General features: G+C 63.6%; 15 protein-coding genes. 4 read left to right on the top strand and 11 right to left on the bottom strand.

The annotated features are described in order from the left end of the window. Window positions 1–64: 64 nt before the first annotated feature. The 9 genes from UP06_RS36245 to UP06_RS36285 all read right to left on the bottom strand — a co-directional run bounded on the left by UP06_RS36245 (window position 65) and on the right by UP06_RS36285 (window position 8378). Window positions 65–958, bottom strand: a complete 894-nt coding sequence (locus UP06_RS36245) for an amidohydrolase family protein (RefSeq protein ID WP_045008439.1) — start codon at window positions 956–958, stop codon at window positions 65–67. Between the two features lie 21 nt (window positions 959–979). Further along, on the bottom strand, window positions 980–2224 hold the full coding sequence (locus tag UP06_RS36250) for an MFS transporter (RefSeq protein ID WP_045008440.1): 1245 nt from the start codon (window positions 2222–2224) through the stop codon (window positions 980–982). Between the two features lie 47 nt (window positions 2225–2271). Beyond that, on the bottom strand, window positions 2272–3003 hold the full coding sequence (locus UP06_RS36255; protein WP_045008441.1) for a GntR family transcriptional regulator: 732 nt from the start codon (window positions 3001–3003) through the stop codon (window positions 2272–2274). 128 nt (window positions 3004–3131) lie between these two features. Continuing rightward, window positions 3132–3338 carry a hypothetical protein gene (locus UP06_RS36260; protein ID WP_045008442.1) on the bottom strand — a complete coding sequence of 69 codons (207 nt, stop codon included), beginning with the start codon at window positions 3336–3338 and terminating at the stop codon, window positions 3132–3134. Window positions 3339–3482: 144 nt separating this feature from the next. Next, the gene (locus tag UP06_RS36265) at window positions 3483–4790 is read right to left on the bottom strand and encodes an adenylate/guanylate cyclase domain-containing protein (RefSeq protein ID WP_045008443.1); all 1308 of its coding nucleotides are present in this window, start codon (window positions 4788–4790) and stop codon (window positions 3483–3485) included. A gap of 30 nt (window positions 4791–4820) precedes the next feature. Next, entirely contained in the window at window positions 4821–5984 is a 1164-nt protein-coding gene (locus tag UP06_RS36270; RefSeq protein ID WP_045008444.1) for an ABC transporter permease, read from the bottom strand. Continuing rightward, window positions 5981–6913 carry an ABC transporter ATP-binding protein gene (locus UP06_RS36275; protein WP_045008445.1) on the bottom strand — a complete coding sequence of 311 codons (933 nt, stop codon included), beginning with the start codon at window positions 6911–6913 and terminating at the stop codon, window positions 5981–5983. The genes UP06_RS36270 and UP06_RS36275 overlap by 4 nt, the downstream gene beginning before the upstream one ends. After that, complete coding sequence (locus tag UP06_RS36280; RefSeq protein ID WP_045008446.1) at window positions 6910–7698, bottom strand: HlyD family secretion protein; 789 nt, start codon at window positions 7696–7698, stop codon at window positions 6910–6912. Before UP06_RS36280 ends, UP06_RS36275 begins: the two co-directional genes overlap by 4 nt. Beyond that, the gene (locus UP06_RS36285; protein ID WP_156163444.1) at window positions 7695–8378 is read right to left on the bottom strand and encodes a TetR/AcrR family transcriptional regulator; all 684 of its coding nucleotides are present in this window, start codon (window positions 8376–8378) and stop codon (window positions 7695–7697) included. The genes UP06_RS36280 and UP06_RS36285 overlap by 4 nt, the downstream gene beginning before the upstream one ends. A 110-nt stretch (window positions 8379–8488) precedes the next feature. On the opposite strand from UP06_RS36285, the gene UP06_RS36290 reads away from it, so the two are divergent. Genes UP06_RS36290 through UP06_RS36300 form a run of 3 tightly spaced genes read left to right on the top strand, consistent with a single transcriptional unit; the run spans window position 8489 to window position 9711 of the window. Next, on the top strand, window positions 8489–8824 hold the full coding sequence (locus tag UP06_RS36290) for an ArsR/SmtB family transcription factor (RefSeq protein WP_045008825.1): 336 nt from the start codon (window positions 8489–8491) through the stop codon (window positions 8822–8824). After that, on the top strand, window positions 8821–9285 hold the full coding sequence (locus UP06_RS36295) for an SRPBCC family protein (protein WP_045008447.1): 465 nt from the start codon (window positions 8821–8823) through the stop codon (window positions 9283–9285). Before UP06_RS36290 ends, UP06_RS36295 begins: the two co-directional genes overlap by 4 nt. Window positions 9286–9297: 12 nt before the next feature. Continuing rightward, a complete protein-coding gene (locus UP06_RS36300; RefSeq protein ID WP_045008448.1) occupies window positions 9298–9711 on the top strand; it encodes a GFA family protein in 414 nt (137 codons plus the stop codon). Window positions 9712–9758: 47 nt separating this feature from the next. Here UP06_RS36300 and UP06_RS36305 read toward each other — a convergent pair whose 3' ends face one another. Continuing rightward, entirely contained in the window at window positions 9759–10169 is a 411-nt protein-coding gene (locus tag UP06_RS36305) for a DUF2000 family protein (protein ID WP_045008449.1), read from the bottom strand. A gap of 199 nt (window positions 10170–10368) precedes the next feature. Between UP06_RS36305 and UP06_RS36310 the strand changes: the two genes are divergently transcribed. Further along, entirely contained in the window at window positions 10369–12156 is a 1788-nt protein-coding gene (locus UP06_RS36310; RefSeq protein WP_082081852.1) for a CYTH and CHAD domain-containing protein, read from the top strand. A gap of 32 nt (window positions 12157–12188) precedes the next feature. Here UP06_RS36310 and UP06_RS36315 read toward each other — a convergent pair whose 3' ends face one another. Beyond that, on the bottom strand, window positions 12189–12578 hold the full coding sequence (locus UP06_RS36315) for a DUF4189 domain-containing protein (protein WP_045008450.1): 390 nt from the start codon (window positions 12576–12578) through the stop codon (window positions 12189–12191). Window positions 12579–12638 lie beyond the last annotated feature (60 nt).

Raw genomic sequence — 12638 nt, forward strand, 5'->3', positions numbered from 1 at the left:
CAAGCCGGCGACATCGCCCGTCATGCCCCAAAATTCGGAGCAATCGGAGCATTCACGACGCGTGTCAGAAACGGAAGAGCTGATACGGCGATGCCAGCACTTGTGCGCGCTCGCTTGGATCGGCGATCAGCACATCGAGGAATTGCCGGTTCTTCTCGTAAGTCTGTGCCGCCTCGAACTGCGTGTGCGGCCAGTCGCTGCCCCACAGCAGACGATCGAGGCCGTAAGCGTTGCGCAACAGCGGATAGGCCTCTTTCGCAAAATTCTCGCCGGCCGCGCCGTTGCGATACGGCGCGGAAATCTTCACCCAGATTTTTTTCGTCGCGCCAAGCTTCAACACCGATCGAAAGCCGGGATCGGCGACCCCGAGCTTTGGATCGGGCAGCGCGTAGTGATCGAACACGACGGTAACGCCATGATCGATAAGCTGCGGCGCGAGCACTGCGAGATCGGATGCGTTGCGCTGGATCTCGACCTGCCAGCCCATAGCTTTCACCTGCGCAAGCAGCGCCTTCCATTCGGCAGCGGTGAGATCTGGCAAGGGCTGGCCGACGAGGTTGAGGCGGATGCCGACAACACCGGCACGATCGAGCGCATGCAGCTCATCCGCGGAGACAGCGAGATCGACGACGGCGATGCCGCGCAGGCGGCCGCTGGTCTGCTTCAGGCACTCGACCAGATAGGAATTATCGGTGCCGAGAAAGCTCGGCTGCACCAGCACGCCGTTGCTCATGCCATTATGGTCGAGCTGCTCGAGATAGAGCGACAGCGGTGCGTCGTAGTCGGGTGCATAACGCCGGCCCGGCGCGAGTTTCAAGCCACGATGAAAGACATGGGCGTGGGTATCGATCGTCGGCAAGGTCGTCTCACTCATGGCTCTGGTTGCGGTTGCCGTCGCGAGGGACGCCAGGCCCACACTGAATTGACGGCGCGTCAGGCCGCGCTGGACAGATGTCATGGTGGTTGCTCCCCATTCCCGTCAGACGCGCGCTGCCGCAGCCTGCTCGAACACCTTGCCGCGGGTTTCGGGCAGGAGCAGCACCGCGATCAGCACCAGCGAATAGGCGAAGGCCGCGTCGATCCCAATCGCCGGTCCGAGCCCGATGTGATCGCTGAGAAAGCCGACCAGGAAGGGAAACGCGGCGGAGACAACGCGGCCAAAATTGTAGCAGAAGCCGACGCCGGTGCCACGGACGCCGGCCGGATAGAGCTCGCTGAACAGCGCGGCCATGCTGGCAGGAATACCGGCGGAGAAAAAACCGAGGGGGAAGCCGAGCACAAGCATCTGCGCATCGGTCAGCGGCGCGAAGATATAGACCAGGACGGTGGCGATACAGGCGCTCGCGAACAAGGCGACGTTGGCGCGGCGACCGATGCGGTCGCTGATGATGCCGCTCGCGACACAGCCGCAGAAGAAGGCCAAGATGATGACGGCGAGATAGCCGCTCGAACCCAGCACCGACAGATGCCGCACTTCGCGCAAGTAAGTCGGCAGGAACGTGGTCAGTGCGGCGTAACCGCCATGTGCGCCGATGCCGAAGAGACCGCCGACCAGGGTCGAGCGCAGCACGTCGCGATGGAAGATGCCGGAGAGCGTGGCGAAGAGCGGCGCCTTGGCGTCGGCAGCCACGGCGCGCGGCGGCTCTTTCAAGCCGCGGCGGATGTAGATGATGAGGAGCGCCGGCAACAGCCCGATTGCAAACAGGATGCGCCAGGCGATATCCGCCGGCGCATAAGTAAAGACCAGCGCGGACAGCAGCACCGCCGCGCCCCAGCCGACGGCCCAGGCGCTCTGCACCGAGCCAAGCGCCTTGCCGCGATGCTCAGCGCGGATGATCTCCGCCATCAGCACCGCGCCCACGGCCCATTCGGCGCCGAAGCCGAGGCCCTGGATCGCCTTGAGCACGAGGAGCTGGGTGTAACTCATTGCGAATGCGCTGGCGAAAGTCGCGAGCGCAAAGGTCAGAACCGTGATCTGGAGCGCCTTGACGCGACCGAAGCGATCGCCGAGCGCGCCGCCGAGCCAGCCGCCGAACGCGCCGAAGAACAGCGTGACCGAGCCGAGCAGACCCGCGTCGGCCTTGCTGATGCCGAAGGCCGCGATCAGCGCGGGAATGGCGAGGCCGAACATCTGGACGTCGAGCGCATCCAGCGCCCAGCCGCCAAAGCTTGCCCAGAACGTCCGCTTCTCAAGCGGCGAACATTCGCTGTACCAGTTTGACATCGTTTCCCCCTGAATTCGTTATTGGTTGATCTTGTTGAAGTCCGCCGTTACCGGATCTCGGCGTGGTAGCGGAACCGGTCGGCCGGCCCGCGCGACCGTCGCCATTCGATTGGCCTTCGCTCCAGATCGAGCGCGAGGCGCTCGATCACGATCAGCGGTGCGTTCGCCTCGAGCCGCAGCAGGCGTGCCTGCATCTCGTTGGCCATCTCGACCGTCAAGACTTCATCGGCCGAGACCACGACCTCGCCGCAGCGCTCTTCGTAGAGCGGATAAAGCAGGTCGCCGAACTCGGCGGTGTCGATCTCGAGGATTTTTGCGAAGCGCGATTGCTGGAGCCAGATCTCTTCGGCCAGCAGCGGCACATCGTCGATCAGCCGCAGGCGCGACAGGCTGATCACGGGCTCGCCGACAGGAATACGCAAGGCGGAGGCGACGGCGGAGGTCGCCGCGACGCTCCTGCGCCGGATGATGCGGCTCTTCGGGACGCGGCGCTCGCCGCTCTCGGACTGGAAGCGGAAGAAGCGGAACAGCGAGGAGTTGAAGCGGGCCCGGCGCACGAAAGTGCCGCGGCCCTGCTGGCGCTCCAGCACGGCATCGGCGACGAGCTGGTCGATCGCCTTGCGCACGGTGCCGATGGCGACGCCGTAATGCGCGCCGAGTTCGGCTTCGGACGGGATCGGTTCGCCCGGCCGCCACTCATTGCGGTTGATCCGCGCGGCGAGGTCGTCGCGCAGGCGCTGGTAGCGTGGCAGGCGGTCGTCGCGCCAGACTGAATTCATATAGTCATATAGATGACTAGATGAAAATGGAGTCAAGCACTACCTAGATACCTCCAACGGTAAGGCTGTCGCGGACGTCCAAGCCGGGCTGGTGGACTTCACCAGCCCGGCTTCGTCTGCGTGATCGGTTAGTACGAGTACGCCGTGTTCGGCAGGCAGGGCGGCTGCTTGTAGGGCGCAGAAGCATACGCGCCCTCGGCCGGAGCCCTGACGCAGTAGTCGGCCGTCGCCTCGGTTGCAGCGCGCGGTGCGGCGACGTGGCGCGCTGATGCGGCCTGGGTTTGGTAGACAGCGGCGGCGATCACGGCAGCCGCAACAAGGGTCAATCTGGTCATTGGCTTTCTCCGGGTGACAAAGGCAAGCCGAGATTTTTCGGCTTCCACAGTGCGAGAGCCGAAAGCTAGCAGAGATATTTCATCACGCGCCTTCACCGAAGCGCGACCTACATCAACGAAGCGCGACTCGCATTTGAAGGTGCGTTACCCCAACTGAAACACCGCCATCGGCTGCTCATAGCCGCGCACCGTGACCTCGCCGAGCGCCACGGCATCGCCGCCGTCGTCGCCCAGCGCCTCGCGGACGGAAGCGGAGATCAAGAACTGCGAGCCGAATTCCTTGTTCAGCGCCTCCAGCCGCGAGGCAAAATTCACGGTGTCGCCGATCACGGTGTATTCCTTGCGCCGGGGCGAGCCGATATTGCCGGCGACGACCTCGCCGAAATGGATGCCGATGCCGATGCGTAGCGGCCAGCTCGTCTGCGCATTGATGCGGTCCATCGCGGTCAGCATCTCGCGACCGGCGGCGACCGCGCGATGCGCGGCGTCGGAGGCCTCCAGCGGCGCACCAAACAGCGCGAGAAAACCGTCACCGAGAAACTTGTTCACGATGCCACCCTGGCGGTCGAGAATGTCGACCAGCACGGCAAAGGCGCCGTCGAGCCGGTCGACCACCTCCTGCGGCGTGCGCGACTGCGCGCCGGCGGTGAAGCCACGGAAATCGACGAACATCACGGCGACGCGGCGGAGGTCTCCGGCAGCACTCGTCCCCTCCGCCATCAACCGCTCCACCACCTGCGGCGAAACGTGCTGGCCGAACAGGTTCGTCACCCGGTCGCGCGCGGTGGCGGCTGCAATGCTCGCGGCAAATTGTCGCCGCAACTGCGCGCCGACGGAGCCCGCGAGCACGCCGCAGATCAGGATGATGGTGCTGCGCACGGCGTGAAAGTAGATCAGGGGTTCGCCGGCGTCGCTCACCGAATTGTAATACAGCGCGACGACCAGGAGTTCGGTTGCGGCCACAAATCCCGTGAAGGTGGACAACCAGAAATCCAGCCGGAGGGTCGAGAGAATGACGAAGATGAAATAGACCATTGGCAGCACGAAGCCCAGCGCCTGGCTCGCGCCCATGCTGCGAATCTGGAGGATCAGGATGATCGTCGGCAGCGACGTTTCGATGAGGGCGCCGATATAGCGCCTGATCACCGGCAGATCGCGATCGAGCTTGAGGTTTCGCCTGATCTGGCTGTGGACCCAAACCTCGAAGAGGATGAAGCTCGCCAAGATGGCGTATTCGCGGACGAGCCCTTCCGTCCCATGCCAGACCCGGTTCACGATGGTCGGATCGATCAGGTAGGTTGCGCTGAGGAACAAGATTATGACGCAGCCGGTCGTGATCAGCGCCCTCACCCGCAACAGCTCGGTGCGCAGCACTTCCCGCGTCAGCTCGCGCTCGAACTCCTCCGACAGAATGGCGCGCCCGCCGATCTTCCCGCTTGCAAAACCGACCATTCCACCCCCTCGATTCCGGGGCAGTCTGCCTCAATCCAGCGTGCGGCGAAAGCGCGTCACGGCGATGGTCATGGCGACCAGCATCAGGGCTGCCAGCGCCAGCGTGTCGAAGCGCAGATTCTGCATGGTGGCGCCCTTCAGCATGATGGCGCGGACGATGCGGATGTAGTGCGTCAGCGGCAGGCCTTCGCCGACATATTGCGCCCAGGCCGGCATGCCCGCGAACGGAAACATGAAGCCGGACAGCAGGATGCTCGGCAGGAAGAACATCATCGACATCTGCATAGCCTGGAGCTGGTTCTGCACCACCGTCGAGATGGTGTAACCGATCGCCAGATTGGCGGTGATGAACAGCGTCGAGAGCAGCGCCAAGAGGAACAGATTGCCGAGCACGGGCACACCGAACAGGAACACGCCGATGCTGATGATCAGGAAGGCCTGGACGAAGCCGACCAGCACGTAAGGGATGATCTTGCCGAACATCACCTCGACCGGCTTGATCGGCATCGACAACAGGCTCTCCATGGTGCCGCGCTCGACTTCGCGCGTCACCGAGAGCGCGGTGAAGATCAGCATGGTCATGGTGAGAATGGTACCGACCAGGCCCGGCACGATGTTGAGGCTCGACACCGCCGCCGGATTGTAGCGGGCATGCGCGCGAATCTCGAACGGCATCGCCGGGGGATCGCCGATATAGAGATCGTGCTGGAGCGCGGTCTGCACGATCATGCCGAGCGAGCCGAGCGCGGCGCTCGCCGCAACCGGATCGGTGGCATCGGCGGCGACCAGCAGCGCCGGCCTGTCGCCGCGTCGCACCGCGCGTTCGAAGCCGCGCGGGATCTCGACGCCGAACAGCACCTTGCCGGATTTCAGAAGATTGTCGAAATCGTCGACGTCGTGCACCTCGTAGATGAAGCGAAAATAGGCGGTGTTCTCCAGCGCCTTCAGGATCGAGCGGGCGAGATCAGAGTCCTCCTGGAGCAGCACCGCGCTCGGCAGATTGTGCGGCGTGGTGTTGATGGCATAGCCGAACAGCAGGAGCTGCATCACCGGCAACATCACGATCATCGCGAACGAGACGCGGTCGCGCTTGAGCTGGATGAACTCCTTGATCAGCATTGCATAGGAGCGCCGCCAGAAGCCGAAGCGCTCGCGGATTTCGTGTGCTGGCGCGGGACGATCGACGGCGCTCATTGGAAATTGTCCTTGGAGCGGCCCATCAGCTCGATGAAGACGTCTTCCAGCGAAGGCGCCGACTTCTGCCAATGCAGGCTGGTTTTCTCGCGCCATGGCGCAATGCTCGACTCCAATGCGGCAACGTCGCGCCCCGAGACGTGCAGCGAGGTGCCGAACGGCGCCACCATGTCGATTCCGGGCTTGCCTGTGAGCTGGGCCGTCAGGCTGTTCAGGTCTTCGCCCGTCACCGTGTAGGTGGTCAGCGCGGATTTCGCGATCACCTCGTCGACGGTGCCGTGCGCCAAGAGATGGCCATAGGCAATGTACGCAATCTCGTGACAGCGCTCGGCCTCGTCCATGTAGTGGGTGGACACCAGCACGGTGAGACCGTCGGCCGCGAGCGCGTGGATCTCGTTCCAGAAATCGCGCCGCGCCTTGGGATCGACGCCCGCCGTCGGCTCGTCCAGCAGCAGCAATTGCGGATTGGGCAGCGTGCAGGCCCCTAAAGCCAGCCGCTGCTTCCAGCCGCCGGACAGCTCGCCCGCAAGCTGCTCCTCGCGGCCCGAAAGCCCGATCCGCTTGATCATGTCACGCGCGGCGCCGCGCGCGTCGCGCAAGCCGTAGAGCCGCCCGACGAATTCGAGGTTCTCGCGCACCGAGAGATCCTGATACAAGCTGAAGCGCTGGGTCATGTAGCCGACCTGGCGCTTGATCTTTTCGGCATCGCGCAAGATGTCGTAGCCGAGGCAGGTGCCCTCGCCGCTGTCGGGCGTGAGCAGGCCGCAGAGGATGCGGATGGTGGTGGTCTTGCCCGAGCCGTTCGGCCCGAGGAAGCCGTAGATCGAGCCGCGCTTCACCTGCATCGACAGATCGTGCACGACCTCGCGGCCGCCGAACGATTTGCTCAGGCCTTTGACGTCGATCGCGATGCCGTTGCCGCCGCTCATCGCTTGTCCGCCATCGGAGTTTTGGGATTGAGATAGACGTTGATGGGCTGGCCGACGCGCAAAGTATCCGGACGCGACGGCCGCGCCTGGATCAGATAGACGAGCTTGTTGCGCTCATCGAGGCTGTAGATCACCGGCGGGGTATATTCGGCATTGGTCGCGATGAAATAGATCTTTGCGGTGAGATCGGCGGCGCAATTGTCGCAGGCGATCCGCACCTCGTCGCCGATCGCAAGTTTCGGCAACTCCGTCTCCGGCACGAAGAAGCGCAGCTTCATGTTGCCGGGCGGCATGACCGAAAGCACCGGCCGCTGCGCCGCCACCATCTCGCCCTCGCGGAAATAGATCTGCTGGATGGTGCCGGCGACCGGCGCAAAACCCTTGCGCCGCGCCAGACGCGTCTGCGAGGTCACCACGCGGGCTTGTGCGACCCGTAAATCCGAGACCGCGGAATCGAGCGTCGCCTGCGTACCGGAACCGGTCTTTCGTAGGGAATCCGCGCGGTCAAACACCTGTTGCGCATTGGCTAGCGTCGCCTTGTTCTGATTGAGATCGGCGAGCTGGAGATCGTCGTCGACGTCATAAAGGGCGTCACCAACCTTCACGGCGTCGCCCTCGCGGATGTCGAGCTTCGTCACCCGGCCGGCCTCGTCGGGACTGACGAAGATCATGTCGGCCTCGACCCAGCCCTGGAAGCCGGGATCGCGCTTCTCGTTGCAGCCGGCAAGGCCGGTTGCGAGCATGGCGGCCAATGCGAATGAAAAAAATGCGTGCGACGACTTCATGTCGTCCTCCGTTCGCCAAAAATCAGATCGAGATGGACGCGCAGCATGTCCTGCGCGTCGAGCGGCGCGTGCCGCGCAAACAGGCTCTGCCAGATCACCGCGATCATCGCCGGCGCGATCAGGATCTGCGGATAGCGCGCGAGGTTCTTCTCGCGGATTTCGCCGCGGGCAATGCCGAGCTCGATCAGCGCGCGCATGCCGGCCATCCCACGCGAGACGACCTCGCGGTAGTAGAAGTCTGCGACGGACGGAAAGCGCGGCCCCTCCGCCACGATCAGGCGCACCAGATCGCCGCGCCTTGTGCCGATCACCTCTTTCAGGAAGTTGGTCGCAAAGGCTTCGATCAGATCGCGCACCGAGCCCGTCAGCGGCGGCAATGCATTGAGCCGCGCCACCACCGGCACGATCACGGTGCGCACCAGCTCTTCGAACATCGATTCCTTGTCCTTGAAGTGCAGGTAGATCGTGCCCTTGGCGACACCTGCGCGCTTCGCAATGTCGTCGAGCCGCGTCGCGGCAAAGCCGCGGGAGATGAACTCCTCCATCGCCGCTTCCACGATCGCTGCACGCCGCTCCGCCGCGCGCGTGGCACGGTTGGACGCAGGCGCGGCCTCTTCGCCAGCTTCGGGCGCGTGGCTCTTTGCTTGGGACGCGGCGGTTTTGGTAGGTTTCTTTGTCATTTCAAATTTATGACTGACTAGTCAGTCATAGTCAATTGAGAATCGAGCCCCGTACGCCAGGATAAATGATTAGCGTTGACTAATGTATCAGTATTTGCTAATTGATCGACATGATCGAAGCCGCCCCAAATCCCGTCACCGCCGTGATGCGCGCCCTCGCCGATCCGACCCGCCGTGCCGTGTTCGAGCGCGTGTTCGAGAACAAGGAGATCAGCGTCGCCGAGCTGACGCGCGGCAGTGGCGTGACGCAGGGCGCGATCTCGCAGCACCTGAAATCGTTGAAACAGGCCGGCCTCGTCGCCGAGCGTGCCGAGGGCCGCAACGTCTATTACCGCGCCGCGCCGCAAGGTCTCGAGCCACTGGTGACCTGGATGGATCATTACGGCGTCTTCTGGCGCGAGCGCTTCCAGAATCTTCGAGACCTCTTGAAGGAGATCGACCCGTGAGTGCAGCCGAGCTGAAAGCCGAGACCAAAGACATCGTGTTGGACGAGGTCTTCCCTCACGCGCCCGAGACGATCTGGAAGACGCTGACCAGCGCCCAGCTGATCGCGCGCTGGCTGATGAAGCCAACCGGCTTCGAAGCCGTCGTCGGCAACACTTTCACGTTCCAGACCACGCCGGGCGGCAACTGGGACGGTGTCATCCATTGCCGCGTCCTGGAGGTCGTGGCTTTCAGGCGCCTCGTCTACGCCTGGAAGGGCGGCGATGCGCGCAACACCGGCTACGGCGCCCCGCTCGACACGACAGTGACGTGGTCCCTCACCCCGGTCGAAGCCGGCACGCGGATTCAATTGGTTCATGCGGGCTTCGTGCTGCCCAGGAACGAGAGTGCCTACACGGTCATGAGCGGCGGCTGGAAGAAGGTCGTCCGGCAGCTCGACGAAATCAGCGGCGAAGAGAGTTAAGGAGTGACCACGATGAGCAAGCCCTATACCGGCGGCTGCGCCTGCGGCGCGATCCGCTATTCGATTGCCAGTGAGCCTCTGTTCAGCAATCACTGCCAGTGCCGGGACTGCCAGCGCGAAAGCGGCAGCGGCCACGGCTCCTACGCCACGTTCGCGCGCGACGGCGTCACGGTGACCGGCGAGGCCAGGCGCTGGGACATGGTCGGCGACAGCGGCAATGTGAAGACGCGCGCGTTCTGCGCCGTGTGCGGCCTGCCGGTCTACATGACATTTGCCGCGATGCCCGGCATCTTCACCATTCGCGCCGCGAGCCTCGACGAGCCCGCCCGCTACAAGCCGCAAGTGGTCACTTACGCCGCGCGCGGGCATGACTGGGATCATCTCGATCCGGGACTGACGAAGTTCGAGACCATGCCGCCGATGTGAGTGGTGCTCTCCCGCTTGCGAGAGAGGTGAAACAACAGCACCTACGTTCAACTATGAAACTTCAATCCATCAACGATCTTGTCGATCACCTTGCGCTCGGCGCGCATCGCGATGCCGACGAGATTGAGCTCTGTGCGCGCCACCGCCTTCACCACCTCGCGATTGGCCGCGTCATGCGTGGTCTTGAACATGTCCTCGGTATAGACCGCCGGCGTGACATTGCGCGCGAGTGCCCGATCGAGCGCGCGCGACAAGGCCGGACCATCGGCGCCGTAGATCAGGATCGGCTGGCCGATCAGCGCAAGATATTTCGTGCCTGAGGCGTCCTCATAGGCTTCGCCGATGCATTCCGGAAAGGCAGCGGCGACGCCGCCGGTCAGGAACGACGCGACATTGAGCTTCTGCCAAGCCTGGAGATCGTTGCGAATAACAACGGCAATCTTCGTATCGAACAGCATGAATTCTCCCGCACACATCCAAGCGTCGGGAAAGAAACGACAATTCCTCGCACGCCGGCTGCGGACACGAATGTAACCCGAATTGTCCTATCGATCACAGTTGGGAAATTTCAATCGAGATGCGTCCGGCTGCGCTTCTCCTCAGGAGTCGAGTGGGCTATATATCGCGGCCCTGTCATCGAACTGTCATAAATTGAGTATGTCGGAAACTGGCGCGATCAAGCGAGCCATCGAACCCGTGCAGCGGCTTGCGAGGGCCAACGGCCATCTGGTTCCGGAGAACGGGAAGAAAATCAAGAACTCCGCCGACTCTGGCACAGCGTCTGGTTCCGAGTTCCCTGACAACACGCTCTCATCGCACGAAACTTCGCAGGCCGACCTCTTCGCCGATGACGCGCGTGCCGAGGCGACGACGTCGGAAACCTCTCTGTCCCGCGATGCTGCGCCACGCGCCACCGAGATCGAGCTCAAGCTGCTTGTGGATGCCGATCGCCTCGCCGATTTCAGGGACGCGCCCGTCATCGTTGCGAACGCGCGCAACAAGGGTTCGCGAAAACACCTCAAGGCCGTCTACTACGACACGCCCAAACGCGCGCTTCAACGCAACGGATTGAGTTTTCGGGTCCGCCAGAGCGGCGCGCGTTTTACGCAGACGATGAAGGCCGAATTCGGCAACGATCCATTGCGACGCGGCGAATGGGAGGCGAGCGTGCCCTCCATTGCTCCCGACATCGCGCTGGCGCTCCCTTTCATTCCCGAAAAGCTGCGCGCCGATCTCGAACGACACCCGCTCGAAGCCGTCTTCACCACCGACATTCGCCGGCATCAGCGCATCGTCGACCTGCCGTCCGGCACAGTCGAGATCGCTTTCGACCAGGGTCAGCTGAAATCCGGCGATCGATCGATGCCGGTCAGCGAAATCGAGCTGGAGCTCAAGGCTGGCAGCCCATCCGCGATCTATGAGCTGGCGCTGCGGCTCGCGGAGCATGGACCGGCCAGGCCTTCCATTCGCAGCAAATCCGCGCGCGGATTTGACCTCGCAGCCGAGACCTCGCCAGCCGCGAAAAAGCCGCGCAAGCTTCGCCTTGATCCATCCGCATCGCTTGACGAGGCATTTGCCACGATCCTGCGCGCCTGTCTGCATCATCTGCTCCAGTCGCTTCCCGCCGCCGAGGACGGGCGCGATCCCGAGGGCATTCACCAGCTTCGTGTGGCACTGCGCCGCCTCCGATCCGCGCTGGACCTGATGCGATCGGTGGTGTCGTTGAGCAAGCTCGACCTGCTGCGGACGGAAGCCAAATGGCTGGCACAAAATCTCTCCCCCGCGCGTGACTGGGACGTCTTCCAACAGGAGACATTGCGCGTCGTTGCACAAGGCTGCCCCGCGATTGCGGGCTTCGACGCGCTGGAGGAAGCCGTCGAGCAGCGCCGGGCGGCCAGCTACGACAAGGCGCGCATGGTACTGGCCGATCGCCGCGCGTCATGTTTCCTGATCGGGCTTGGCGGCTGGATCGAAACCCGCGGCTGGCGCAGCGACGTCGCTCCGGAACATCTGGGGCAACTGGCCGAGCCTGCCATGAACTTTGCACAACGCATTCTCTCGGCTCAGCATACGAAAGTGCTCAAGCGCGGCCGTCGATTCAAATCGCGCACCCCGGAAGAGCTGCACCGGCTGCGGCTCGCCGCGAAGAAACTGCGCTACGTCGCCGACTTCCTGTTGCCGCTTTACGGACAGCGAAAATCGGCCGAGCGCTTTTCCAAAGGGCTGGCCGACCTGCAACAACAGCTAGGACTCTACAACGACATGGCGACGACGGCTTCGCTGCTCGCAGATGTCGGCACCAAGTCCTCGGACAGCAGCACCGCGGCCGCCGCGATCGCCGGCTGGCAGGCCCACGCGATGGTCGGCGTCGAGCCGCGCCTGAAGCAGGCATGGTCGGATTTCGTCAAGACGAAGGTCCCCTGGTCGGCCGAGGCGCAGGCCTGATCGACCGGGTCAGCGACTTCCAAGGGCGGCTGTCAGCCTTTGGCGTCGCAGGCCCAGGCGCGGATCACGCATTCCTTGCCGCCAAATTTGTAGCATTCGCGCGTGGCGGCATTGAGCGTGGCCGAGATCTTCGGCTTGACGGCATAGCCGTAGGCGCCGCAGGGGTTGGCCATATCGACCGACATCGCCGCACAGGCGCGCTTCATCGTCACAGTCGTGCACTCGCCCTTGCACTGCTTCTGCGCCGCGGTGCGGGCCTCGTGCTCGGCGCTATAATCAAAGGCCTGGCCATAGGCGCCGCACTTACCGACCGCAAACGCGCCGGCAGCCTGGGCTTCGGTGATGTGGCGGGCGCCGGCGACACAAACCGACAGCGCAAAGAAAAACATCGCGCAACGGCGCGCGACGACGTTCGAAACCATGGAAAACCCCTCCCCCCAAGGCAGGTGGAGGCGACTCTAAGCGCGCGACCGTTTCCAGAT

It is taken from the genome of Bradyrhizobium sp. LTSP857, assembly GCF_000938285.1.
In the GTDB taxonomy this organism is placed as follows: Bacteria; Pseudomonadota; Alphaproteobacteria; order Rhizobiales; family Xanthobacteraceae; genus Bradyrhizobium.